This window comes from Streptomyces sp. NPDC104367, from assembly GCF_055583825.1.
The window spans coordinates 535,948-559,011 of the sequence record NZ_JBVJND010000001.1 but is presented as its reverse complement, the minus strand read 5'-3'; the positions used below and the strand labels follow the sequence as shown (position 1 = coordinate 559,011).

The window sequence follows — 23,064 nt, the reverse complement described above, 5'->3', positions numbered from 1 at the left end:
CCGTTCCGAAGGGACCCACGTGACCATCGACCTCGCCGCACTCCCGCACGACTTCCTGTGGGGCACGGCCACAGCGGCGTACCAGATCGAGGGAGCCGTCGCCGAGGACGGCCGCTCACCCTCCATCTGGGACACCTTCTCGCACACCCCGGGGAGGATCGCGGGCGACGACAACGGCGACGTCGCCTGCGACCACTACCACCGCTGGCGCGAGGACATCGGTCTGATGCGGCAACTCGGCACCAACGCCTACCGGTTGTCCGTCGCCTGGCCGCGCGTGCGGTTCGGCGGCGACGGCCCGGCCAATGCCAAGGGCCTCGACTTCTACGACGAGTTGACCGACGCCCTGCTGGCGGCCGGCATCACGCCCTCCGTCACCCTCTACCACTGGGACCTGCCGCAGGCGCTCCAGGACCGGGGCGGCTGGCCCGAACGGGACACCGCCGAGCACTTCGCCGCGTACGCCGCCGTCGTGGCCGAGCGCCTCGGTGACCGCGTCCACCACTGGACCACCCTCAACGAGCCCTCCTGCTCGGCCTGGATCGGCCACCTGGAGGGCACGATGGCCCCCGGCCTGACCGACCTCACGGCCGCCGTCCGCGCCTCCTACCACCTGCTCCTCGGCCACGGCCTGGCCGCCCGGGCGATCCGCGCCGCCGCGCCCGGCGCCGAGGTCGGCCTCGTCAACAACCTCTCCACCGTGTTCCCCGCCACCGACCGCCCCGAGGACGCGGCCGCCGCCCGCCGCCACGACGGACACGTCAACCGCTGGTGGCTCGACCCGGTGCACGGCCGCGGCTTCCCGGACGACATGGTCGACACGTACGGCGTCGAACTCCCCGAACGCCCCGGCGACCTGGAGACCATCGCCACCCCGCTCGACTGGCTGGGCCTCAACTACTACTTCCCGGCGTACATCGAGGACGACCCCTCGGGCCCCGCGCCCTACGCCCGCCCGGTCCGCCGCCCCGGCGTCCCGCGCACCGGCATGGACTGGGAGATCGACGCGAGCGGCATCGAGACCCTGCTGCTGCGCCTCACCGACGAGTACGGCGCCCGCAGGCTCTACGTCACCGAGAACGGCTCCGCCTACCCGGACACCGTCCGCCCCGACGGCACGATCGACGACCCCGAGCGCCAGGACTACCTGGTCACCCACCTCGCCGCCTGCGCCTCGGCGGCCCGCAAGGGCGCCCCGCTGGCGGGGTACTTCGCCTGGTCGCTCCTGGACAACTTCGAGTGGGCGTACGGCTACGACAAGCGCTTCGGTCTCGTCCACGTCGACTACGGCACCCAGGTCCGCACGATCAAGGGCAGTGGCCGCCGGTACGCGGACATCATCCGCGACCACCGGGGACAGGTCCGCAGGGCGGCCTGACCCGGCACGACCGCGGTGGGCGCGGCCCAGGGGAGTTCCGCGCCCACCGCTCACCCGACCGTCATGCGTACGAGCAACAGGCACAAGCACCTGAACCAGGCACAGAGCTTGATCTGTCATGGGCCTATCTGTCATGCCCATGTCATACATATGCAAGTACCGCCGACGCTCAGGAGACCCGCATGCGCTCCCGTATTCCCCGCGCCCTCCTCGCCGCCCTCGCGACGGCCGCCCTGCTCGGCTCGGGCGTCACGGCCCTGGCGGCACCGGCGTCCGCCGCTGCCGCCGTCGCCTGGGACACCGACCGCGCGGGCACCGCCTACGCCGCGAACCCGGCCGCCGTCACCGCCTCCGGCTACGAGAACGCCGGCACCACCCCCGCCCTGGCCTTCGACGGCAACGGCGCGACCCGCTGGTCCAGCGACTTCGCCGACGACGCCTGGATCCGGATCGACCTCGGCAGCACGATCCGCATCGACCGGGTCGTCCTGGACTGGGAGGCCGCGTACGGCAGGAAATACGTCCTGGAGGCCTCGAAGAACGGCACCGACTGGACACCCTTCTACACCGAGACCGCAGGCACCGGCGGCTCGGTCACCGCGCACACCTACCCGCAGGAGGTCACCGGCCGCTACGTCCGCATGCGCGGCATCCAGCGCGCCACGCCCTACGGCTACTCGCTCTGGAACTTCAAGGTCTACGGCGGTGAAACGGCCCCGGCCTCCTCGACCGTCACCAACCTCGCCCTGAACCACCCGGCGTACTCCGACTACTACCAGCACGCGGGCAACTCACCGGCCTTCGCCACCGACGGCGGCTGGCCGGCCGACCTGAAGAGCGACTCCACCCGCTGGTCGAGCGACTGGAACGCCGACCGCTGGATCTCGGTCGACCTCGGCGCCACCTCCACCATCTCCTCCGTCGACCTCTACTGGGAGTCGGCGTTCGCCGTCGACTACCTGCTCCAGGTCTCCGACGACAACGTCAACTGGGGCACGGTGTACGAGCCTTCGGCCGCCGACATCGCCGCCCGCCGGGCGAACGTGCAGTCGCCCTCGGACGCCTCGGGCCTGCACGACACCGTCACCCTCCCCTTCCCGGCGACCGGCCGCTACGTCCGCATGCTCGGCAAGGAGCGCCGCAGCTTCTACAACCCGGCCCCGTACACGGCCCAGTTCGGCTACTCCCTCTACGAGTTCCAGGTCTGGGGCACCGGCGGCAGCGCCGCGGCCGCCTACCCCGCCCTCCCCGGCGACCAGTCCGGCACCTACCAGACCACGTTCTTCGACGACTTCACCGGCTCCTCCCTCGACCGCTCCAAGTGGCGGGTGGTGCGCACCGGCGCCGAGACGGGCCCGGTCAACGGCGAGTCACAGGCGTACGTCGACTCCACGGACAACATCCAGACCCGGGACGGCGAGCTGATCCTGAAGGCGAAGTACTGCAAGGGCTGCACCCAGGCGGGCGGCGGCACCTACGACTTCACCTCCGGCCGCATCGACACCAACACCCACTTCGACTTCACGTACGGCAAGGTCAGCGCCCGGATGAAGCTCCCGGTCGGCGACGGCTACTGGCCCGCCTTCTGGCTGCTCGGCAGCAACGTCGACAACCCGTCCGTCTCCTGGCCCGCAGCCGGCGAGACCGACATCATGGAGAACATCGGCTACCCGACCTGGACCAGCACCGCGCTGCACGGCCCCGGCTACTCGGCCGACGGCAACATCGGCGCCCGCCAGACCTTCCCCGGCGGCGGCACGGTCGACCAGTGGCACACCTACGCCGTCGAGTGGACGCCGACGGCCATGCGCTTCTACGTCGACGACACCCTGGTCCAGGAGACCACCCGCAACGTCCTGGAGTCGACCCGCGGCCAGTGGGTCTACGACCACAACCAGTACGTCATCCTCAACCTCGCCCTCGGTGGCGCCTACCCCGCCGGCTGGAACCAGGTCACCACCCCCTACTGGGGCCTGCCCCAGTCCAGCGTGGACAAGATCGCGGCCGGGGGAGTGCAGGCCGAGGTGGACTGGGTGCGGGTGGAACAGAAGCGCTGAGACGGACGCAGACACCCCAGCCGACCCTCCGGCACGCCGGACCCCGCCGGGCGGGACACTCGCCCCGCCCGACGGGCCCCGCCCTCTCCGCCCGCCCAGGACGAGACGCGCGCCGCCTCCTCCTCATTGGTGGGAGTCGGGGGCGGCTCCAGGTGTGCGGTGCGTACGCTGCGTCAGCGTACGAGGGCAATCCGTGGACGGTACGCGGATCTTGCCGTCACGCTGGGTGCGTTGATCGCGAGGAGTGGAGCGCGCACGTACCTGGAGGTGGCCGCGTCATGACGAACGGTGTGGAAGAGAGTGACGGCGACGATCCGACGGGCTGCGAGCCGGAGCGCGAGCCCGACCCCTCCGACAGCCTGCGGACCTTCGGGGCCGTCGTCCAGGCACTGCGGGAGCACGCCGGGTACAGCAGGACCGAGTTCGCCGGGCTGGTGCGGTTCTCCAAACACACGGTGGCGTCCGTGGAGCTGGGGAGGCGGATGCCGGACCGGGCGTTCGTGGAGCTGGCTGAGGAGGTGCTGGGGAACACGGGGGCGTTACGGAAGGCGGCCCAGTTCCTGACGCGGGGGGAAAGGGGGCTGGCGGTCTGGTTCCGGCGGTGGGCGCGGCTGGAGAGGATCGCGGTCAGCCTGTGTACGTACGAGTGCAGGCTGGTGCCGGGGTTGTTGCAGTCGGACCGCTACGCGCGGGCCGTGTTCGACGGCACCATTCCGGTGGTCACGGACGAGGGGCTGGAGAACCTGCTCGACGTACGGATGAGGCGCCAGCGCATTCTGTACGAGCGGCCGACGGTGCCGTTCAGCTTCATCGTCGAGGAGCACGTGTTCCGGCAGCGGTTCGGGGACGCGGAGCAGATGCGGGAGATGTACGGCCATGTGCTGGAGCGGGCCGCTCTGCGGAACGTGACGCTGCAGATCGTGCCCTTGGAGGCGGGGCTGCATGCGTGTCTGGATGGGCCGGTGCGGCTTCTGGAGACGTCGGAGGGGCGGCGGTTCGCGTACTCCGAAGGGCAGCAGAACGGGCGGCTGATCGGTGACATGAAAGAGTGAGCCTGCTCCAGCAGCGCTATGACACACTGCGCTCTCAGGCCCTCAACCCCACAGAATCGCAGGGCTTGTTGGAGCGACTGCGAGGAGAACTATGAGCACGACGGAACTCGCCTGGTTCAAGTCGAGCTACAGCGGTAGCCAGGGGGACGACTGTATCGAGGTCGCTGTCACCGAACAGGCCGTCTGTGTGCGGGACTCCAAGGACGTGTCCCGACCGCCCTTCGCCGTGGGCCGGGACGGTTGGACGGAGTTCGTGGCGTTCGTCGCCGAGACCTGATCCAGGCGGCTCGACTCCGGCAGGGTCGGCCACACATGCTCTATAAGTAATTGCGTATGATGTGCAAGTGCGTGATCATCTCATCAGGGCGGCGACCCCCGACGACCTCGGCGGCGCCCGCGCCGTCATGCTCGACACCGTCTACCGGGACTTCGGGACCGGGTATGTGCCGCGCTGGCACGGGGACATAGTCGATCCCGGTGCGGCCTATCTCGCCTCCCGTCGGCACACCCTTCTCGTTGCGGTCGACGCGGATGGGCGGGTGATCGGGACCGGGGCGCTCGACTCGCGGGGGCCCGTGCATCCGCCCAACCCCCGGGAGCTGGCCGAGCGGTACCCCTCGGGGGAGACCGCTCAGGTGCGGCGGCTGTATGTGCGGCCCGAGTGCCGCCGGCGGGGGATCGCCCGGCAACTGGTGGCCCGGCTGGTCGACTTTGCCGTCGCGGACGGCGGGTACCGCGCCGTGTATCTGCACACCGACCCCGCCGTGCCCGGCGCCGAGGCGTTCTGGCGGTCGCTCGGGAAGGTCGTGCTGGACGAGCGCGGCGAGGAGCCGGGCGGGGGGCAGGGGATCGTGCACTTCGAGCTTCCGCTGGGCCGGACCGTCCCGGCTTGATGAAAATGATTGTCATGTAATGTGAGGAACATGTCTCTCCCGCGCCCCACGCGCCGTCCCCGGCTGCTCACCGCCCTCCTGCTCACGCCGCTGCTCGCCGGCTGCTTCGCCGAGTCCGGCGGCGCCGGACAGGCCGCCGGCGGTGAAGGCGGCTCCCGGCTCCGGGTCGCGCTCGCCTTCCCGCCCACCGAACAACTCTCGCCGTACGGCGCCGACGCCACGATCCTCAGCAGGCTCGGCGTGACCGAGGGCCTCACCTCGCTGGACGCCAACGGCAGCGCCACGCCCGCGCTCGCCGAGTCCTGGTACCGGGACGGCGACCGCGACTGGGTCTTCACCCTGCGCGAGGCCGCCTTCCAGGACGGCACCGACGTCACCCCGGCCGCCGTCGTCCGCGCCCTGCGCCACGCCGCCCGGGCCGAGCCCGCCCCGGCCGCCCTGACCGGCGTCAGCCTGACCGCCACGGCCGAGGGCGACCACGCGGTGCGCGTCACGACCGGCGCCGCCGACCCCGTGCTCCCGCTGCGGCTCGCCGGCCCCGGACTCGCCGTCCTGTCCGCCGGGGCGTACAAGGCGAACGGCCGCGTCGACCCGGCCGGCACCGCCACCGGCCCGTTCGAACTCACCCGGGCCACCGGCTCCACCAGTGCCACCCTCGACCGCAACGACGACTACTGGGGAGGCCTCGCCCGGGCCGCCGGCATCGACGTCCGCTTCGTCGCCGACGGCACCGCCCGCGCCAACGCCCTGCGCACCGGCGACGTCGACATCGCCGAGGCGGTGCCGGTCGCCCAGGCCGCGACGCTGGACCGGGACACCCGCCACGAGACCGCCACCACCCGCACCACCAGCCTCCTCCTCAACTCCCGGTCGGGGCCGTTCAGGACGGCCGGGCTGCGTGCCGCCGCCCGCGCCGCCGTCGACACCTCCGCACTCGCCGAGGACGTCTACGAAGGCCACGCCGACGCCGGAACCGGCATCTACGGACCCGCCGTGACCTGGGCCGAGGGCGGGCGCGTGGCGGTGACGGGACGGGCGGGGGCGGTCCGGCCCGCCGGCACCTCCGTCACCCTCGCCACCTACGACAACCGGCCCGAACTCCCCGAAGTGGCACAGGTGCTGAAGCAGCAGCTGGAGAAGGCCGGGTTCACCGTCCGGCTCGTCGTGCGCGACTACTCGCGGCTGGAGGCCGACGCCCTCGCCGGGAAGTTCGACGCCCTCGTCCTCGCCCGCAACACCCTCGTCGACACCGGCGACCCGGTCGCCGTCCTCGCCGGCGACTACACCTGCGACGGCGGCTACAACCTCGCCCAGCTCTGCGACGAGGACGTCGACCGCGCCGTCGCCCGGGCCGAGGCCGCCACCGGCACCGGCGAGCGGCAGGCCGCAGCCCTGGCCGCCGAGGCCGAGATCCTCGGCACCGACGCCGTCGTCCCGCTGGTCCACCAGCGCGTGATCACCGGCATCCGCACCGGGGTCAAGGGCGTCCGCCTCGACCCCTACGAGCGGGTCCTCGTCGGCACCGGGACCCGGCGCTGACCGATGCGGACCCTGTTGTGGCGGGCCGCCCTCGCGGCCGCGCTGGTGTGCGGGATCGGCCTGCTGCCCTGGCTCGCCCACACCGACCCGGCCCTCACCGTCCTCAGGGCGCGCTCCCAGGACCGCGCCCCCACCCCCGACGTACTCGCCGACATCCGCGCCCGACTCGGCCTGGGCGAAGGCCCGTTCCACCTCCTCGCCGACTGGGCCGGCGGGCTGCTGCGCGGGGACGCCGGACGGTCCTGGATCTCCGGCGCGCAGGTCACCCCCGCCGTGCTCCAGGCACTCGGCGCCTCCCTGCTCCTGATGTCGGCCGCCCTCGCGGTCGCCGGCTGCACGGCCGCCGCGGTCTGCGCCCGCACCCTGCGCACCGGCGGCGCCCGAACCTCCGCCGGCACCGGCTCCGCCGCCCTCGCCGCGCTCCCGGAGTTCCTCACCGCCTCCGTCCTCGCCACCGTCGTCGGCGTCCAGCTCGGCTGGCTGCCCGCCCTCGGCTGGTACGGCCCCCGGTGGACCGTCCTGCCCGCCCTCGCCCTCGGTCTGCCCGCCGGCGCCGTCCTCGGGCGCCTCCTCGACGACCTGCTGCCCGGTGCCTTCGCCGAACCCTGGGTCCGCGCCGCGGCCGCCCGGGGCCTGCCCGCCCGGCGCATCGCCCGGCAGGCGGTACGCCGCTGCGTACCCGGACTCCTCCCCAACGCCGGGCTGTTCGTGGTCGGACTCACCGGCGGCGCCGTCGCCGTGGAGCAGATCTTCGACATCCCCGGCCTCGGCCGCACCACCCTGCAGGCCGCCCTCGCCCAGGACCTGCCCGTCCTCCAGGCCGGCACCCTCGCCCTCCTGCTGCTCGCCACCGCCGTCGCGTTCGCCTCCAGGCTGCTCGTCCGGCTGCTCACCGGCCCCGCCCTGCGCGACGGCGCGCTGCCCGCCCCGCCCCGCACCGCCCGGGCCCGCGGCCGTCGCACACCGGTCGCGCTCGCCGCCGTCCTCCTCGCCGTGGTCGCCACCGGCCTGCCCCGCGATCCGCTCGCCCTCGACACCGGCCGACGGCTGCGATCCCCTTCCCCCAGCCACCCGTTCGGCACCGACGCGCTCGGCCGGGACCTGCTCGCCCGGGTCGCGCACGGCGCCCTCGACACCCTGCTGCTCGCCCTCGCGATCAGCGCCGCGGCCCTCCTCACCGGGGTCCTCCTCGGACTGCTGCCCCGGCTGTCCGGACCGCTCGTCGACACCGTCAACGCCGTACCGCCCGTCCTGGCGGCCCTGCTGGTCACCGCGGTCGTCGGCGGCGGCCCGCTCACCCCCGCCGTCGCCGTCGCCGCCGTGGCCTGGGCACCCCTCGCCGCCCACACCTCCGCACTGCTCCGCCAGGAACGCGCCACCCTCCACCTCACCGCCACCCGCGCGCTGGGCGCCGGCCGCCGCGACCTGCTCCGGCACGAACTGCTGCCCGCCGTGCTCCCGCCCGTCGTCCGCCACGCCCTGCTCCGGCTGCCCGGCGTCGCCCTCGCCCTCGCCTCGCTGGGCTTCCTCGGACTCGGCGCCCTGCCGCCGTCCCCCGAATGGGGCCAACTCCTCGCCGAGAACCAGCCGTACGCCGAACGCGCCCCCTGGGCGGTGCTCGCCCCCGCCGCCGTGCTCGCCCTGCTCGGCGCGCTGGCCGTGACCGCCGCGTCCGAAGGCTCCCGCACATCAAGGGAGTTGACATGACGCCCCTCCTGCGCCTGCTGATCCTCACCCAACTCGCCTTCAACATAGGCTTCTTCGCGGTGCTCCCCTTCCTCGCCGAGCACCTCGGCCGGACGATCGGCATGGCGGGCTGGCTGGTCGGGCTCGTCCTCGGACTGCGGACGTTCAGCCAGCAGGGGCTGTTCGTGGTGGGCGGGGCACTGGCCGACCGGTACGGCACCCGGCCCGTCGTCCTCGCCGGGTGCGCGCTGCGGATCGCCGGGTTCGGCTGGCTCGGGTACGCCGAGCGGACCTGGGCGGTGATCGGCGCGGTGCTGCTCATCGGGTTCGCGGCGGCGCTGTTCTCACCCGCCGTGGAGTCCGAGGTGGCCCGCCAGGCGGTCCTTCGGGAGGAGGCGGGCGCGGGGCCGCGCACCCGGGTGCTCGCCCTCTTCACCGTCGCCGGACAGGCGGGCGCGTTCGCCGGACCGCTGCTCGGGGCGCTGCTGCTGGCCGTGGACTTCCGCGCGGTCTGCCTGGCCGGGGCCGGCGTCTTCGTCCTCGTCCTCGCCGGACACGCCGTGCTCCTTCCGCAGCACGTCCCGGGACGGCGCCGGACCGAACCGCGCGGCGGCCTCGGGGACCTGGTCCGCGACCGGGCCTTCCTCGGCCTGTGCTGCGGCTACGGCGCCTACCTCCTCGCCTACAACCAGCTCTACCTCGCCCTGCCCGCCGAGGTGGCCCGCGCCACGGGTTCGCAGGCGGCGCTCGCCTGGCTGTTCGCGCTGTCCTCGCTGCTGGTCGTCGCCGCGCAGCTGCCCGTCACCCGCTGGGCGGGGGAGCGGCTGGCACCGCGCCGGTCCATGGCCGCCGGGCTGCTGCTGACCGCCGCCGGGTTCGCGGCCGTCGCCGCGCTGCGGCCGGCCGGTCTCACCGGCACGGCCGGACTGCTGCCCGCCGCGCTGTTCGTCGTCCTGCTCACCGTCGGACAGATGCTCATCGCGCCCGTCGCCCGCGCGTGGGTCCCCGACCTCGCGCAGGACGGCCGGCTCGGCCTCTACACCGGTGCCCTGTCCTCGCTCTGCGGCCTGATCGTCCTCGCGGGCAGCGCGGTGACCGGCACCCTCCTGGACGCGGGGTGGCTGCCGCCGGCCGTGCCGTGGGCGGTGCTGGCCGGGGTGACCGCTTCCGCGGTGGTCCTGCTGCCGGGGGCGGAAGCAAGGGCGGAAGCAAGGGCGGAAGCAGGGGCGGGGGCGGGAGCGGAGGCGGCGGCGGTCACCGGTCGGGTGCGGGCGCGGCAGGGCGACCCCCGGCGCGGCCGGAACCCGCTCTCCACGCGCGACTGAACCCGCCGTCCGCGCCCCACGTGTCCTGCGGCCATGGGAGGATCCCTCACCATGAGTGCGTCACCGGAGGTGCGGAGCCTGCGTGCCGCGGTGTTCGCCGCGGTGTGCGTGCTCCTGGCCGCCGCCGGTCACGGGCTCGCCATGGGGGACATGCCCCCGCTGTGGGCCGACGCCGCCGGGTTCCTGGTGGTGTTCGCCCCGGTCCGGGCCCTGGCCGGGCGTGAGCGCGGGCTGCCGGAGATCGGCGTCGGCATGCTCCTCACCCAGGCCGGTCTGCACCTCGGCTTCGACGCGGCCCGCCGGACGGTCCCCGCGCCGGCCGTGAGCATGCCCCACATGGCGCACATGACCCAGACGGCCCAGGCGCACGGCCACGCCATGGCCGCCATGGCGCAGCACCCGCACGCCATGACCGCGCACGCCACCGCCGCCCACGTCCTCGCCGCCCTGGTCGCCTCCTGGTGGCTGCGGCGCGGCGAGGCCGCGCTGTGGTCAGTGCTGCGCCGGGCGGCCGCACTCGTGCCCGGCCTCGCGGCCTGGTGGCGAAACGCCCCGCTGCCCGCCCCGGCCGACGGCCCGCTCCGCGCCCCGGCCGACCGGGCCCGCCCCCGCCGGCTGCTCGCGCTGCGGCACGCGGTGAGCCGGCGCGGCCCTCCGTACCTGATCCCGTACCCGGTCCCCCATCGGTAAGACCCTCTTACAGACTTCACTCGTACGGAGATCCACTCACCCATGTCTGCCATCCCTGCGGCCCGCCGCACCCTGCGCCGGGCCGGTACCGTCACCGCGCTCGCCGCGGCCTCGGTCCTCGTCGCCGCCGGTGCCGCCTCCGCGCACGTCACCGTCCACCCCGAGAGCTACGCCAAGGGCGCCACCGACGGCGTGCTGACCTTCCGCGTGCCCAACGAGGAGGACACCGCCTCCACCACCAAGGTCCAGGTCTACCTGCCCACCGACCACCCGGTCCTGGGCGTCCTCGTCACCCCGCGGGACGGCTGGACCGCCAAGGTGACCACCACCAAGCTCAAGACGCCCGTGAAGACCGACGACGGCACCATCACCGAGGCCGTCTCCGAGGTCACCTGGACCGGCGGCAGGATCGGCGCCGGCCAGTACGAGGACTTCGACATCGCCTTCGGGCAACTGCCCGAGGACACCGGCCGGCTGTCCTTCAAGACCCTCCAGACCTACTCCGACGGCAAGGTCGTGCGCTGGATCGAGGAGGCGCAGAGCGGCGACGACGAGCCGGAGAACCCGGCGCCCACCCTCGAACTGACGGCGGGTGACGAGTCCGGCGCGAGCACCGCGCCGGCCGCCGAGAGCACCGCCGGAGCGACGGCCGCCGCGGCCGGCTCCAGTGACTCCACCGCCCGCGGCCTCGGCGTCGCGGGCCTGGTCGTCGGCGCCCTCGGCCTGGCCGCCGCCGCGTTCACCTTCGTACGGACGCGCGGCACCCGGTCGTAGCCGGACGCCCGTGGGCGAACCGAAGGGGGCCCGGACCGCGAACGCGGTCCCGGCCCCCTTTCGCTCCGCTCGGCGTCCCGGTTCAGCGCACCGCCAGCTCCAGCAGCTCCAGATCCTCGGCGGGAACCCGCAGACGCTCCTCCGCCGGCGCCGCGACGGTCACCCGGGAGTTCCGCCACAGCCACAGCACGTCCCGCCCGAACGACCAGAGCAGCGAACCGAGCGCCAGCAGGACCACGCCCAGGTTGGCCAGGTACGGCAGCAGGTCCGCGCCGGCCAGCAGCAGGCAGACGCCCTGCATCGCGGCGACCGTCTTGCGCGCCATGGAGTGCGGCAGCGGGGCGTTGAGCCACGGCGCGGCCTTCGCCGCCGCCACGAACGCGTAGCGCATCCCGCCGATCAGCAGCACCCACGGACCCAGCTGCGTCGAGACGTACACGCTCAGCACCAGGATCAGGAAGGCGTCGACCTCCATGTCGAAACGCGCGCCCAGCGCGGTCGACGTGCCCGTCCTGCGGGCCACCTTGCCGTCGACGCCGTCCAGGATGAGCGCGACCGCCGTGAGGCCCACCAGCAGCGTGACCGGCGGGGAGCTCTCGAAGGAGTCGGCGACCAGCGCCGTCACACCGCCGACCAGGATCGCGCGGCCGAGGGTGACCCGGTTGGCGGGGCCGAAGGAGCGCGGCCGGCTCCGGCGCAGGGCCCGGGAGAGCACCGCCCACGTGGCTGTCGCGAACGCGAGCCCCGTCAGCCAGCCGGCCGGCCCCATGCCGATCGCCGAGCCCAGCAGGGCCAGCAACAGGACCTGTACGCCCGCTCCCACAGCGGTCTCCTGCTGGACCAGCCTGGCTTCGTAAGTGTTGTTCAGGGCCACCGCACGTCCTCCGGCCGAGTGACAGAGTCGATCAACGCCGCGTACTGTGCGCGGCCTGTGCACCTCTCGCAGTGCACATCTCGGTACGTGAACAACTTCCCGATCGTTCAGGAGGATGCCGATGAACCGCTCGGCCCGCGCGTTCTGGCTCCGCTCTCCGGGCCACGGAGAGCTGCGTGACGTCACCCTCGCGGAGCCCGGCGAGGGCGAGGTGCTGGTGCGGTCCCTGTACTCGGGCGTCAGCCGTGGCACCGAGACCCTGGTGTTCCGCGGCGGCGTGCCGAGCAGCCAACACGCCGTGATGCGCGCGCCGTTCCAGGAGGGCGAGTTCCCCGGACCGGTGAAGTACGGCTACCTCAGCGTCGGCGTGGTCGAGCAGGGACCCGGTGAGCTGATCGGCCGTACGGTCTTCTGCCTGTATCCGCACCAGACGCGTTACGTCGTTCCGGTGAGCGCGGTGACGGTGGTCCCGGACCGGGTGCCCCCCTCGCGCGCGGTGCTCGCGGGCACCGTCGAGACCGCCGTCAACGCCCTCTGGGACGCCGCGCCCCTGGTCGGCGACCGGATCGCGGTGATCGGCGGCGGCATGGTCGGCTGCTCGGTCGCCGCCCTGCTGGCCCGCTTCCCGGGCGTACGGCTCCAGCTGGTCGACGCCGACCCCGCCCGCGCCAGGACCGCCGAGGCGCTCGGCGTGGACTTCGCGGCTCCCGAGGACGCCCTCGGCGACTGCGACCTGGTCGTGCACGCCAGCGCCACCGAGCAGGGCCTCACCCGCGCGCTGGAACTCCTCGCGCCCGAGGGCACGGTCCTCGAACTCAGCTGGTACGGCGACCGGCGGATCGCCCTGCCGCTCGGCGAGGCCTTCCACTCCCGCCGGCTCACCGTGCGCAGCAGCCAGGTCGGCACCGTCTCCCCGCGCCGGGCCGGCCGCAGCTACGCCGACCGGCTCGCCCTGGCGCTGGACCTGCTGGCCGACCCCGCGCTGGACGCCCTCATCACGGGGGAAAGCATGTTCGAGGAGCTGCCGGAGGTGCTTCCGAGGCTCGCCGCCGGGGAGATTCCGGCCCTCTGTCACCGGGTCCGCTACCCCGGCAACGGCTGACAGAACGTCCAATTGGCCCGGCAAGAGCGCCTGACCTGAGAAAAGAGTGAGATCGGGCTGAACGCGGGGAAGTCAGCACCCGTATTAAGGGCATCCCCCGGCAGGTATCAGCCGGGGGACCAGACGCGCCGCACCTGGAGGGTCGTCCGTTGTTCAGCATCACCGTCCGCGATCACATCATGATCGCCCACAGTTTCCGCGGCGACGTGTTCGGACCCGCGCAGCGACTGCACGGCGCCACCTTCCTGGTGGACGCCACCTTCCGCCGTGAGCAGCTGGACGACGACAACATCGTCGTCGACATCGGTCTTGCCACCCAGGAACTGGGCGCCGTGGTCAGCGAGCTGAACTACAGAAACCTCGACAACGAGCCGGACTTCGCCGGGATCAACACCTCCACGGAGTTCCTCGCCAAGGTCGTCGCGGACCGGCTCGCCGAGCGGATCGAGAAGGGCGCGCTGGGCGAGAGCGCCAAGGGCCTGGCCGGGCTCACCGTCACCCTCCACGAGTCGCACGTCGCCTGGGCGAGTTACGAGCGTGCGCTGTGACCGACGTGACGATCGGCCGGCCGCCGGCCCTCACCTACGTGCCCGCGCAGCGCGCGGCCACCGCTGACACCCACGCCCCGGCGAACATCGGGATCCTGCCCATGTCCCTGCGCACCGTGCACTTCCTCATGCCGGGCGGCGTCGACGACCCGGCCCAGCCGAGCGGCGGCAACGCCTACGACCGCCGGGTCTGCCTGGACCTGCCCGGCTTCGGCTGGCAGGTCACCCGGCACGTGGTGTCCGGCTCCTGGCCGCGCCCCGAGCAGGCCGCCCGCGACAACCTCGCCCGCACCCTGCGGGAACTGCCCGACGGCGCGGTCGTCCTGCTGGACGGCCTGGTGGCCTGCGGCGTCCCGGAGGTCGTCGTCCCGGAGGCCGGACGGCTGCGGCTCGCCGTCCTCGTGCACCTGCCGCTGGGCGACGAGACCGGGCTCGACCCGGCCGTCGCCGCGGAGCTGGACGCCCTGGAGCGCGAGGTGCTGCGCGCGGTCCCGGCGGTCGTCGCGACCAGCGACTGGGCGGTACGGCGCCTGGTCTCGCACCACGGCCTGGCCCCCGACCGCGTCCACGTGGCCGCCCCGGGCGCCGACATCGCCCCGCTGGCCAGCGGCACCGACGGCGTCTCGCACCTGCTGTGCGTCGCCGCCGTCACCCCGCGCAAGGGCCAGCACCGGCTGGTCGAGGCCCTCGCCGAGGTCCGGGACCTGCCGTGGACCTGCACCTGCGTCGGCGGCCTCAACCAGGACCCCGAGTACGTCGCCCACCTGCGCTCGCTCATCGCGCGCCACGGACTGACGGACCGGCTGCACCTGGCGGGCCCGCGCGCAGGCGCCGACCTCGACGCCAGCTACGCCTCCGCCGACCTGATGGTCCTCACCTCCTACGCCGAGACCTACGGCATGGCGGTCACCGAGGCCCTCGCCCGCGGCATCCCGGTGCTCGCCACCGACGTCGGCGGGCTGCCCGAGGCGGTCGGCCGCGCCCCCGACGGCGGGGTGCCCGGCATCCTCGTGCCGCCGGAGGCCCCCGCCGCGCTCGCCGCCGAACTGCGCGGCTGGTTCGGCGAGGCGGACGTGCGCCGCCGGCTCAAGGCCGCCGCGCGCGGCCGGCGCGCGGCCCTCGACGGCTGGGCGACCACCGCCCGCAGCCTGGCCGGAGTCCTGCTGAGGCTCCCCGACGAACCCCGGAGGGCGGCATGACCGGAGAGCTGAGGACGACTACTCCGACCGGCGCGATACCCGCGCAGCCGGGACCCAGGGATGTTACGGATGCAGGAGTGGGACGAGAGCGAATGGACCCGGCCGCCTCCGACGGCCCCGCGCCTTCCGAGGTGATCGCCGGGGCCGGCCCCGTCACGCGCCCGGGCGAGCGGGCCACCGTACGGCTGCGCGAGAGCGAGCCCGAAGAGCCGCCGCGCTACGCCCCCGAGTGGCTGGAGCTGCGGGAGAGCGCCGACGCGGCGGCCCGGGCGCACGACCTGCTGGACCCGCTGCGCATCCGGCTCGCCAACCTGCCCGGCAAGGCCGGCGGGGTCGTCGTGCACGACCTGGGCTGCGGCACCGGCTCGATGGGCCGCTGGCTGGCGCCCCGGCTGGACGGCTCCCAGCACTGGATCCTGCACGACCGCGACCCCTACCTGCTGCACTTCGCCGCCGTCGCCTCGCCCCGCGCCGCCGCCGACGGCAGCCGCGTCACGGTGGAGACCCGGCGCGGCGACGTCGCCCGCCTCACCCCGGACGCGCTGATAGGAGCCTCGCTGGTGACCGCGTCCGCGCTCCTGGACGTGCTCACCCGGGAGGAGGTCGACACCCTCGCCGAGGCCTGCGCCGGGGCCGGCTGCCCCGCGCTGCTCACCCTCTCCGTGGCGGGCCGCGTCGAGCTGAGCCCCCCGCACCCGCTGGACAAGGAGATCGCCGAGGCGTTCAACGCCCACCAGCGGCGCGGCGGACTGCTCGGCCCCGACGCGATCAGCGCGGCCTGCGAGGCCTTCGCCGACCGGGGCGCCACGGTGAAGGTGCACCCCAGCCCCTGGCGGCTCGGCCCCGACGAGGCCGCGCTCACCGCGCAGTGGCTGCGCGGCTGGGTCGGCGCCGCCGTCGAGCAGCGCCCCGAACTGGCCGTGCGCGCCGAGGCCTACCTGGCCGAGCGGCTCGCCGCCTGCGCGGCCGGCGAACTGCGGGTGGTCCTGCACCACAGCGACCTGCTGGCGCTCGCCCGGCCCACCGGAGGCACCTCATGACCACCCCCACCCTGGTCCGGGAGACGGCGCCCGCCGCCCCGGTGGCCGTGTCCCGGCGCCCGGGCCTGCGCGCCCTGCGCACCCACCTGGGCACCCTCGCCGGAGCCGCCATCATCGGCGTGCTGCTGTGGCGGCTCGGCACCGGGGTCTTCGTCGACGGACTGCGCCGCATCGACACGCCGACCCTGCTGATCGGCCTGCTGATCGGCGCGGTCACCACCGTACTGAGCGCCTGGCGCTGGCAGTTGGTGGCCCGGGGCCTGGGCCTGCGGCTGCCGCTCGGGCCCGCCGTCGGCGACTACTACCGGGCGCTGTTCCTGAACGCGGCCCTGCCCGGCGGGGTCCTGGGAGACGTGCACCGCGCGGTACGGCACGGGCGGAGCGAGGGCGACATCGGGCGCGGGGTGCGCGCGGTCGTCCTCGAACGCACCGCGGGGCAGCTCGCGTTGACCGTGTTCGGCGCCGCCGCCCTGCTGATCCTGCCCTCGCCGGTCCGCGACGACGTGCGCAGCTTCGCCCCGCTGGCGGCCGCCGGGATCGTGGGCGCCTGCGCGGTGGTGGCCGCCCTGCGCATGAACAAGGCCCCCGGCAGGCGCCGCGGGGCCGTCCGCGCCACCCTCGCCGAGGCCCGCCGCGCGCTGCTGTCCCGGGAGAACGGCCCGGGCGTCGCCCTGTCCTCGGTGGTCATCCTCGCCGGGCACATCGGGATGTTCGTGGTGTCCGCGCGGGTCGCGGGCTCGGCCGCCTCCGTGGCGGCACTGGTCCCGATCGCGGTCCTCGCCCTGGTCGCCATGGGCCTGCCGCTGAACGTCGGCGGCTGGGGACCCCGGGAGGGCGTGACCGCCTGGGCGTTCGCGGCGGCGGGCCTCGGCGCGAACGCCGGCCTCACCACCGCCGTCGTCTACGGCGTCCTCAGCTTCGTGGCGGCCCTGCCCGGCCTCGCGGTCCTGGTCGTGCGCTGGTACGCCGGGCTGCGCTACTCCCGCCCGGAGGAGAGCAGCCCGAAAACCGCGCCGAAGGAATCCGCCAGGGCGGCCAGGAGTTCCTTCCCCTTTTCCGCCGACCCCAGGGACGGACGGCCGATGACGCCCGATTCGGTATAGGCGGACATTCCCAGGGTGAGGAGATGACGACGGTCGTCAGCGGTGAAATCGGCGGACTCGTAACCAGGGCGGACGAATTCGGGATGAGCGTGCAGCAGAATGGAGGTCTCGATTTCCCCCGCGTGCATGTCGGTGAGCGCCGAGGTCTCCACCCCGGCCCGCTCCAGCGCCGTCGCCCAGTCCTCCGCTGCCGGGTACAGCGCCAGCCGCTCGCCCCGCGCCGAGGCCTCCTGCACGACGTTGCCCAGCACGTAGTTGCCGCCGTGCCCGTTGACCACGACCAGTGCCTCGACGCCCGAGCGGCGCAGCGAGTCGGCGATGTCCCTCACCACCGCGTGCAGGGTGACCGAGGAGATGCTGACGGTCCCCGGCCAGGCCGCGTGCTCGTGCGAGCAGGAGAGCGTCACCGGAGGAAGGAGGTGCACCGGGAACGCGGCGGCGATCTCCCGGGCGATGGCACAGGCGACGAGGGTGTCCGTCGCGAGCGGAAGGTAGGGGCCGTGCTGTTCGAAACTCCCCACGGGAAGGACGGCGACCTGTGTTGAAACGCCCGCCCCCCTGGCCCGTACCTCTTCCGTAGTGTCCGCCGGCAACAGACCGTATGCCGCCGTACGCGCGCCCGAACCACTCATCTTTTCACGGCCTTTCGTCTCTGCTTAGGAATCAGATCATGACAGAAAACATCGGCGTACTCGGCACGAAGTCCCCACGGCGTTCGGGCGTGGAACGCGTCGTGAATGCACCGCTGCCCACCGTGTACGGGAAATTCCAGGCGGTCGGCTACCTGGACCACGACCGCGGTGACGAACAAGTGGCCCTGGTCTACGGGGACATCGACAGCGAGCGGGTGCTGACCCGGCTGCACTCGGAATGCCTGACCGGGGACGCGTTCGGCTCCCAGCACTGCGAGTGCGGCGACCAACTGGCCGCCGCCCTGCGCGCGGTGGTCGCCGAGGGCAGCGGGATCGTCGTCTACCTGCGCGGCCACGAGGGCCGCGGCATCGGGCTGCTCGGCAAGCTGCGCGCGATGGCCCTCCAGGCGGAGGGGCTCGACACCGTCGAGGCGAACCTGGCCCTGGGCCTGCCGGTGGACGCCCGCGACTACGGCGTCGCCGCCGGCATCCTCAGCGACCTCGGGGTGCGTTCGGTGCGCCTGATGTCCAACAACCCGCGCAAGCGCGAGTCCCTGGTGTGCCACGGCGTCGAGGTGGCCGAGACGGTCCCGCTGCTGATCGAGCCGTGCGAGAACAACATCACGTACCTGCGCACCAAGCGCGAGCGCCTCGACCATGTGCTGCCCCACCTGGACGCGGTGGCGCACTGGTCCTGAGGTACCGGGCGGCCTCCCGGGGAAGGAGCACCGGGGGAGACCGGCAGTCGGGGGAGACCGACAGGAGGTACACGCGTGAATCTTCGGGCCCAGGTCGTGATCGTCGGCGGCGGGGTGATGGGCACCAGCATCGCCTACCATCTCGCGAGCGCGGGCGTCCGCGACGTCGTCCTCGTCGAACGCGACGAACTGGCCGCCGGATCCACCTCGAAGGCCGCGGGCGGCGTGCGCGCCCAGTTCTCCGACGAGCTCAACATCCAGCTGGGCGCGCGCAGCCTGGAGGCCTTCGCCCGCTTCGGGCAGGAGATCGGGTACGACATCGGGCTGCGCCGCGTCGGCTACCTCTTCCTCCTCTCCACGCCCGAGGAGGTCGCCTCCTTCGAGGCGGGTGTCCGGCTCCAGAACCACCTCGGGGTACCCAGCCGGCTGCTCACCCCGAAGGAGGCGGCCCGGCTCTCCCCGCTGATCACCACCGACGGACTGCTCGCCGCCGCCTACTCCCCGGACGACGGCCACTGCACCCCGGAGTCCGTGGTGCACGGCTACGCGGCCGCCGCCCGCGCCCACGGCGCCCGCGTGCTGCGCCGCACCGAGGTCACCGGCATCGAGCTGGACGGCCCCCGTGTCACCGCCGTGCACACCACCCTCGGCCCGATCGCCACCGACACCGTGGTCTGCGCGGCCGGTCCCTGGTCGCGCGCGGTCGGCGCGATGGCCGGCGTCGACCTGCCGGTACGGCCGCTGCGCCGCCAGATCGCGGTCACGGAACCGGTGCCCGGCCTGCCGCCGACGCTCCCGATGACCATCGACTTCACGACCAGCCTCTACTTCCACGCCGAGGGCCCCGGGCTGCTGCTCGGCATGTCCGACCCCGACGAGCGGCCGGGCTTCGCCACCGACCCGCACGACCGCTGGATCCCGCGTCTGTGCGCCGCGATGCAGCGCCGGGCGCCGGCCCTGCTCGACCTGCGCCGCACCGGCGGCTGGGCGGGCCTGTACGAGAACACCCCGGACCACAACGCCCTGATCGGCGAGGCGCCCTCGGTCTCCCGGTTCCTGTACGCCACCGGGTTCTCCGGCCACGGCTTCCTTCAGGGCCCGGCCGTCGGCGAGGTGATCCGCGACCTCTATCTGGGCCGGGCGCCCTTCGTGGACGTCGGCCCCCTGGGCGCCGGCCGGTTCGCGGCCGACGCACCTCGTCCGGAGGCCAATCTGGTCTGACCGGGCCTCAGTCCAGGACGGCCTCGTGGACCATGCGGCGCAGCTCCGGGAAGATCTTCAGGGTCTTCGGCCGTACCTGGGTGTGGAACTGCACGGTCAGGTCGTGGGCGGGGTCGACCCAGAACGCGGTGGTGGCCGCGCCGGTCCAGCCGTAGGCGCCCAGGCTGCTCGGGGAGAGGGTGCGGGCGGGGTCGATCACCACGGAGACGCCCAGGCCGAAGCCGAGGCCGTCGTTGCCGGGCTCCTGGTGGGCGGGGGCGCCGAAGGCGCGCAGGTCGGTGCCGCCGGGGAGGCTGTTGCGCGAGAGCAGGCCGATCGAGGCGGGGGACAGCAGCCGGACGCCGTCCAGTTCGCCGTCCCGGCGCAGCATCTCCATGAACCGGTGGTAGTCGTACGCGGTCGCCGCCAGGCCGCCGCTGCCGGAGAGCATGCGGGGGCGGCCGCGCAACGGCAGCCCGGGGATCGCCTCGATGCCGCCGTCGGCCGTCTCGCCGTACAACTCCGAGAGCCGGTCGGCCTGTTCGGGGACGATGTGCAGGCCGGCGTCCGGCATGCCGAGCGGGCGGAAGATCCGGTCGGCGAAGAACGCGTCGAGGTCCTGACCGGAGACCACCTCGATGACGCGGCTGAGCACGTTGAAGCCGACGGAGTAGTTCCACTGGGTGCCCGGCTCGAACTGGAGCGGCATGCGCGCGTACACGGCCATCGTCTCGGCGAGGTCCGCGCCCGCAGGCACCGAGAACTCCAGGCCCGCCTCCCGGTACCGGGCGTCCACCGGGTGCGCGTGGTAGAAGGCGAAGGTCAACCCGGCGGTGTGGGTGAGCAGATGGCGGACGCGGATCGGCCCGTCGGCGGGACGGGTCACCATGTCGGCGCCCGAACCCGACACGTACACCCGGGGTTCGGCGAACTCCGGCAGATAGCGCTCGACCGGATCGTCCAGCGACAGCAGCCCGTCCTCCACCAGCAGCAGCACCGCGACCGCGGTGACCGGCTTGGTCATGGAGTAGACGCGCCAGATGGTGTCCGGTTCGACCGGCAGGCCCGCCTCGCGGTCGCGGTGGCCCTGCGTGGTGAGGTGGGCGACCCGGCCGCCGCGGGCCACGGCCACCAGGTAGCCGGGCAGGCGCCCCTCGTCGACGTAGTGGGCGAAGTGCTGGTCGAGGCGGTCCAGCGCCTTCACGTCCAGCCCGACCTCACCGGGATCGACTTCCTGTCGCAGCTGTGCCATCGCTCTCCTCCGGTCGCGTCGGCCGCGGTGCGGTCCGACCTCGGACATCATCGTCCCGCAGGAAGAGGGGAACGGCCCCGCCCATCCGCGTGCGGTGTGACCGACGCGATAGGGGGGACGCCGGGCAGCCGACGGGCCGCCACCACCCCGAGCAGCGCCGGCAGAGCCAGCACCGGCAGAGGATCCACCGTCCCCGAGCCCAGCAGCGCCCCGGCCGCGGCCACCCCGAGCGTCGGCCCCACGTTGAGCGCGGTCTGCTGGAGCCCGCCCGCCACCCCGGCGGTCCCGGCGTCCGCCTGCCGTACGACGACCTGGGTCGCCGCCACCATCACCGTGCCGAACCCGGCGCCCAGCAGCCCGAATCCGCCGTACAGGGCCGCGTCGACGGCGGGCCGGGTCAGCAGCAGGACGCCGAGCGCGAGGAGCGCCGCCGCCGTCGCGACCGTGCGGCGCGGGCCGAGGCGGCGCAGGAGCACGGGGCACAGCGCGGCCGATGCCACCATCAGCACCGCCAGCGGCAGACTGCGCAGGGCGCTTGCGAAGGGGCCGAGGCCGAGGGTGCGTTGCAGGGCGTACACGCCGACGAACAGGGTCCCGGACAGGGTGGCCGAGACGGCGACCAGGATGCCGAGGGCCGCCCGGACCGCCGGGGCGCCGGTCACGGCGGGCGGCAGCAGGGGGCCCGCCGTCCGCCGTTCGTGCCGGGCGAACGCGGCCCCGGCGACCACGGCCGCCGCGAGCGACACCGGCGCCCCGGCGGCCAGGCCGTGCACCAGCCCGGCCAGGGCCACCGCGAGCAGCGCCGCCCCGGGCACGTCCAGCGGCGTACGGACCGCCGGCGGCCGCTCCCGCCCGGCCAGCGCGAGCACCCCGAAGGCGGCCGTGGGCAGCACGTGCAGGAAGAACACCGCCCGCCAGCCCAGTGCGGTCACCAGGGCCCCGCCGAGCAACGGCCCCGCCGCGGCGGCCAGTCCGATGGCCGCCGTCCGGGCCGCGAGCGGCCGGGCGAGTCCGTCCGCCGGGTACGCGGCCCGGAGCATGCCGAGCGTGGCCGGTTGCAGCAGCGCCCCGAACACCCCCTGCGCCGCCCGGAGTCCGATCACCCAGCCGATGCCGGGCGCGCACCCGATGCCGGCGGAGGCGGCGCCGAAGCCGAGCATGCCGAGCCCGAACATCCGCCGCTGCCCGTACCGGTCGCCGAGCCGCCCGGCGAACACCAGCAGACTCGCCACCGCGACGAGATAGGCGGTGCTGGTCCACTGCACCTCGGCGAAGGAGGCGTGCAACTCCCTTTGCAGGGTGGGCTGCGCGACGGTGAGGACGGTGCCGTCCAGCGCGACGGCCACGGCGCCCACGACACTGCTCGTCAGGGCCAGCCGCCGGTTCACCGGCCGGCCTCCGGCCCGAGGTGCGCGTCCAGTGCCGAGTCCAGCAGCGGCCCGAAGCCATCCTGTCCGGTGGCGAGCTGAAGGCTGCCCCAGGCCCACAGCTGGGCGATGCCGTGCAGGTTCGCCCACAGGGCGCCGGCCACCAGCCGCGCGTCCACACCGGGACGGGCCCGGCCGACCAGCTCCGCCAGCAGACCGAACAGTGGCAGGCTGGTCTCGCGCAGCCCCAGATGGCCGCTCTCCAGCAGATCGTGACGGAACATCAGCTCGTACATGCCCGGGTTCTCCCGCGCGAACTCCAGGTACACCCGGGCCAGTTCCGCGACCTGTGCGCGCGGTCCCGCCGTACCGGCGCCGGGCGCGGCCCCGGCCCGCGCGGCCAGCTCGGTGAAGCCCCGGCGGGCGATGGCCGAGAGCAGTTCCAGGTGGGTGGGGAAGTGGCGGCGGGGCGCCCCGTGCGAGACGCCCGCGCGGCGGGCGATCTCCCGCAGGGTCAGCGCCTGGGCGCCCTCGGCGGCGACCAGGCGCACGCCGACGTCGACCAGCCGCTCCCGCAGGCCCGTGTCGGACTCTGTCATGGACACTGTCTACCAGGCGGCAGTAGACAGTGTCTACCGCACGGAGAGCTACTGCG

At 74.0% G+C, this 23,064-nt stretch carries 20 protein-coding genes and 2 pseudogenes; 17 read left to right on the top strand and 5 right to left on the bottom strand.

Features of this window, described 5'->3' with window-relative positions:
- Window positions 1–19: 19 nt before the first annotated feature.
- The 10 genes and pseudogenes from ACZ619_RS02455 (at window position 20) to ACZ619_RS02410 (ending at window position 11,394) form a co-directional block, all read left to right on the top strand.
- Window positions 20–1,378 (top strand): GH1 family beta-glucosidase, encoded by a 1,359-nt coding sequence (locus ACZ619_RS02455; RefSeq protein ID WP_469593140.1) that lies wholly within the window; start codon window positions 20–22, stop codon window positions 1,376–1,378.
- A gap of 182 nt (window positions 1,379–1,560) precedes the next feature.
- Window positions 1,561–3,435, top strand: a complete 1,875-nt coding sequence (locus tag ACZ619_RS02450; protein WP_469593138.1) for a discoidin domain-containing protein — start codon at window positions 1,561–1,563, stop codon at window positions 3,433–3,435.
- A 278-nt stretch (window positions 3,436–3,713) separates the two neighbouring features.
- A pseudogene (locus ACZ619_RS02445) lies at window positions 3,714–4,582 on the top strand (helix-turn-helix domain-containing protein).
- The gene (locus tag ACZ619_RS02440; protein WP_469593137.1) at window positions 4,579–4,764 is read left to right on the top strand and encodes a DUF397 domain-containing protein; all 186 of its coding nucleotides are present in this window, start codon (window positions 4,579–4,581) and stop codon (window positions 4,762–4,764) included. The pseudogene ACZ619_RS02445 and the gene ACZ619_RS02440 overlap by 4 nt, the downstream one beginning before the upstream one ends.
- Window positions 4,765–4,831: 67 nt before the next feature.
- The gene (locus ACZ619_RS02435; protein WP_469593135.1) at window positions 4,832–5,380 is read left to right on the top strand and encodes a GNAT family N-acetyltransferase; all 549 of its coding nucleotides are present in this window, start codon (window positions 4,832–4,834) and stop codon (window positions 5,378–5,380) included.
- Between the two features lie 30 nt (window positions 5,381–5,410).
- Window positions 5,411–6,919 carry an ABC transporter substrate-binding protein gene (locus ACZ619_RS02430; protein ID WP_469593133.1) on the top strand — a complete coding sequence of 503 codons (1,509 nt, stop codon included), beginning with the start codon at window positions 5,411–5,413 and terminating at the stop codon, window positions 6,917–6,919.
- Window positions 6,920–6,922: 3 nt separating this feature from the next.
- Entirely contained in the window at window positions 6,923–8,626 is a 1,704-nt protein-coding gene (locus tag ACZ619_RS02425) for an ABC transporter permease subunit (RefSeq protein WP_469593131.1), read from the top strand.
- Window positions 8,623–9,930, top strand: coding sequence for an MDR family MFS transporter (locus tag ACZ619_RS02420; RefSeq protein ID WP_469593129.1), 1,308 nt, complete (start codon window positions 8,623–8,625; stop codon window positions 9,928–9,930). Before ACZ619_RS02425 ends, ACZ619_RS02420 begins: the two co-directional genes overlap by 4 nt.
- A gap of 51 nt (window positions 9,931–9,981) precedes the next feature.
- A complete protein-coding gene (locus tag ACZ619_RS02415; RefSeq protein ID WP_469593128.1) occupies window positions 9,982–10,620 on the top strand; it encodes a hypothetical protein in 639 nt (212 codons plus the stop codon).
- Between the two features lie 42 nt (window positions 10,621–10,662).
- Window positions 10,663–11,394: a YcnI family copper-binding membrane protein gene (locus ACZ619_RS02410; protein WP_469593126.1), complete on the top strand. Its 732-nt coding sequence runs from the start codon at window positions 10,663–10,665 to the stop codon at window positions 11,392–11,394.
- An 82-nt stretch (window positions 11,395–11,476) separates the two neighbouring features.
- On the opposite strand, the gene ACZ619_RS02405 is transcribed toward ACZ619_RS02410, so the two are convergent.
- A complete protein-coding gene (locus ACZ619_RS02405) occupies window positions 11,477–12,268 on the bottom strand; it encodes a CDP-alcohol phosphatidyltransferase family protein (RefSeq protein WP_469593124.1) in 792 nt (263 codons plus the stop codon).
- A gap of 121 nt (window positions 12,269–12,389) precedes the next feature.
- On the opposite strand from ACZ619_RS02405, the gene ACZ619_RS02400 reads away from it, so the two are divergent.
- The 5 genes and pseudogenes from ACZ619_RS02400 to ACZ619_RS02380 all read left to right on the top strand — a co-directional run.
- The gene (locus tag ACZ619_RS02400; protein WP_469593122.1) at window positions 12,390–13,370 is read left to right on the top strand and encodes a zinc-dependent alcohol dehydrogenase; all 981 of its coding nucleotides are present in this window, start codon (window positions 12,390–12,392) and stop codon (window positions 13,368–13,370) included.
- Window positions 13,371–13,519: 149 nt separating this feature from the next.
- Complete coding sequence (locus ACZ619_RS02395; protein ID WP_469593120.1) at window positions 13,520–13,918, top strand: 6-pyruvoyl trahydropterin synthase family protein; 399 nt, start codon at window positions 13,520–13,522, stop codon at window positions 13,916–13,918.
- Entirely contained in the window at window positions 13,915–15,117 is a 1,203-nt protein-coding gene (locus tag ACZ619_RS02390) for a glycosyltransferase family 4 protein (protein ID WP_469593119.1), read from the top strand. Before ACZ619_RS02395 ends, ACZ619_RS02390 begins: the two co-directional genes overlap by 4 nt.
- Window positions 15,114–16,157 (top strand): trans-aconitate methyltransferase, encoded by a 1,044-nt coding sequence (locus tag ACZ619_RS02385; RefSeq protein ID WP_469593117.1) that lies wholly within the window; start codon window positions 15,114–15,116, stop codon window positions 16,155–16,157. The genes ACZ619_RS02390 and ACZ619_RS02385 overlap by 4 nt, the downstream gene beginning before the upstream one ends.
- Window positions 16,154–17,032 (top strand): annotated as a pseudogene (locus ACZ619_RS02380) (lysylphosphatidylglycerol synthase transmembrane domain-containing protein); the annotation flags it as partial. The gene ACZ619_RS02385 and the pseudogene ACZ619_RS02380, both read left to right, overlap by 4 nt.
- Window positions 17,033–17,133: 101 nt before the next feature.
- Here ACZ619_RS02380 and ACZ619_RS02375 read toward each other — a convergent pair.
- Window positions 17,134–17,892, bottom strand: coding sequence for a creatininase family protein (locus ACZ619_RS02375; protein ID WP_469593115.1), 759 nt, complete (start codon window positions 17,890–17,892; stop codon window positions 17,134–17,136).
- A 38-nt stretch (window positions 17,893–17,930) separates the two neighbouring features.
- On the opposite strand from ACZ619_RS02375, the gene ribA reads away from it, so the two are divergent.
- Both ribA and ACZ619_RS02365 read left to right on the top strand, forming a co-directional pair.
- Window positions 17,931–18,590, top strand: coding sequence for a GTP cyclohydrolase II (gene ribA, locus ACZ619_RS02370; protein ID WP_469593113.1), 660 nt, complete (start codon window positions 17,931–17,933; stop codon window positions 18,588–18,590).
- A gap of 75 nt (window positions 18,591–18,665) precedes the next feature.
- Window positions 18,666–19,811, top strand: coding sequence for an NAD(P)/FAD-dependent oxidoreductase (locus tag ACZ619_RS02365; protein WP_469593111.1), 1,146 nt, complete (start codon window positions 18,666–18,668; stop codon window positions 19,809–19,811).
- A gap of 7 nt (window positions 19,812–19,818) precedes the next feature.
- Here the strand turns inward: ACZ619_RS02365 and ACZ619_RS02360 are convergent, their stop codons facing one another.
- From ACZ619_RS02360 to ACZ619_RS02350, 3 genes are read right to left on the bottom strand one after another with little or no spacing between them, the layout of a single operon-like run.
- Window positions 19,819–21,042, bottom strand: a complete 1,224-nt coding sequence (locus tag ACZ619_RS02360; protein ID WP_469593109.1) for a serine hydrolase domain-containing protein — start codon at window positions 21,040–21,042, stop codon at window positions 19,819–19,821.
- 47 nt (window positions 21,043–21,089) lie between these two features.
- On the bottom strand, window positions 21,090–22,430 hold the full coding sequence (locus ACZ619_RS02355; protein WP_469593107.1) for an MFS transporter: 1,341 nt from the start codon (window positions 22,428–22,430) through the stop codon (window positions 21,090–21,092).
- The gene (locus tag ACZ619_RS02350; RefSeq protein ID WP_469593105.1) at window positions 22,427–23,008 is read right to left on the bottom strand and encodes a TetR/AcrR family transcriptional regulator; all 582 of its coding nucleotides are present in this window, start codon (window positions 23,006–23,008) and stop codon (window positions 22,427–22,429) included. The genes ACZ619_RS02355 and ACZ619_RS02350 overlap by 4 nt, the downstream gene beginning before the upstream one ends.
- Between the last annotated feature and the right edge of the window lie 56 nt (window positions 23,009–23,064).

What these genes read in the sequence shown, in the direction of transcription:
- ACZ619_RS02350 (WP_469593105.1), bottom strand. Translation starts at nt 23,008, where the DNA reads ATGACAGAGTCCGACACGGGCCTGCGGGAGCGGCTGGTCGACGTCGGC.
- ACZ619_RS02415 (WP_469593128.1), top strand. Translation starts at nt 9,982, where the DNA reads ATGAGTGCGTCACCGGAGGTGCGGAGCCTGCGTGCCGCGGTGTTCGCC.
- ACZ619_RS02420 (WP_469593129.1), top strand. Translation starts at nt 8,623, where the DNA reads ATGACGCCCCTCCTGCGCCTGCTGATCCTCACCCAACTCGCCTTCAAC.
- ACZ619_RS02450 (WP_469593138.1), top strand. Translation starts at nt 1,561, where the DNA reads ATGCGCTCCCGTATTCCCCGCGCCCTCCTCGCCGCCCTCGCGACGGCC.
- ribA (WP_469593113.1), top strand. Translation starts at nt 17,931, where the DNA reads ATGACAGAAAACATCGGCGTACTCGGCACGAAGTCCCCACGGCGTTCG.
- ACZ619_RS02360 (WP_469593109.1), bottom strand. Translation starts at nt 21,042, where the DNA reads ATGGCACAGCTGCGACAGGAAGTCGATCCCGGTGAGGTCGGGCTGGAC.
- ACZ619_RS02385 (WP_469593117.1), top strand. Translation starts at nt 15,114, where the DNA reads ATGACCGGAGAGCTGAGGACGACTACTCCGACCGGCGCGATACCCGCG.
- ACZ619_RS02440 (WP_469593137.1), top strand. Translation starts at nt 4,579, where the DNA reads ATGAGCACGACGGAACTCGCCTGGTTCAAGTCGAGCTACAGCGGTAGC.
- ACZ619_RS02430 (WP_469593133.1), top strand. Translation starts at nt 5,411, where the DNA reads ATGTCTCTCCCGCGCCCCACGCGCCGTCCCCGGCTGCTCACCGCCCTC.
- ACZ619_RS02425 (WP_469593131.1), top strand. Translation starts at nt 6,923, where the DNA reads ATGCGGACCCTGTTGTGGCGGGCCGCCCTCGCGGCCGCGCTGGTGTGC.
- ACZ619_RS02375 (WP_469593115.1), bottom strand. Translation starts at nt 17,892, where the DNA reads ATGAGTGGTTCGGGCGCGCGTACGGCGGCATACGGTCTGTTGCCGGCG.
- ACZ619_RS02400 (WP_469593122.1), top strand. Translation starts at nt 12,390, where the DNA reads ATGAACCGCTCGGCCCGCGCGTTCTGGCTCCGCTCTCCGGGCCACGGA.
- ACZ619_RS02410 (WP_469593126.1), top strand. Translation starts at nt 10,663, where the DNA reads ATGTCTGCCATCCCTGCGGCCCGCCGCACCCTGCGCCGGGCCGGTACC.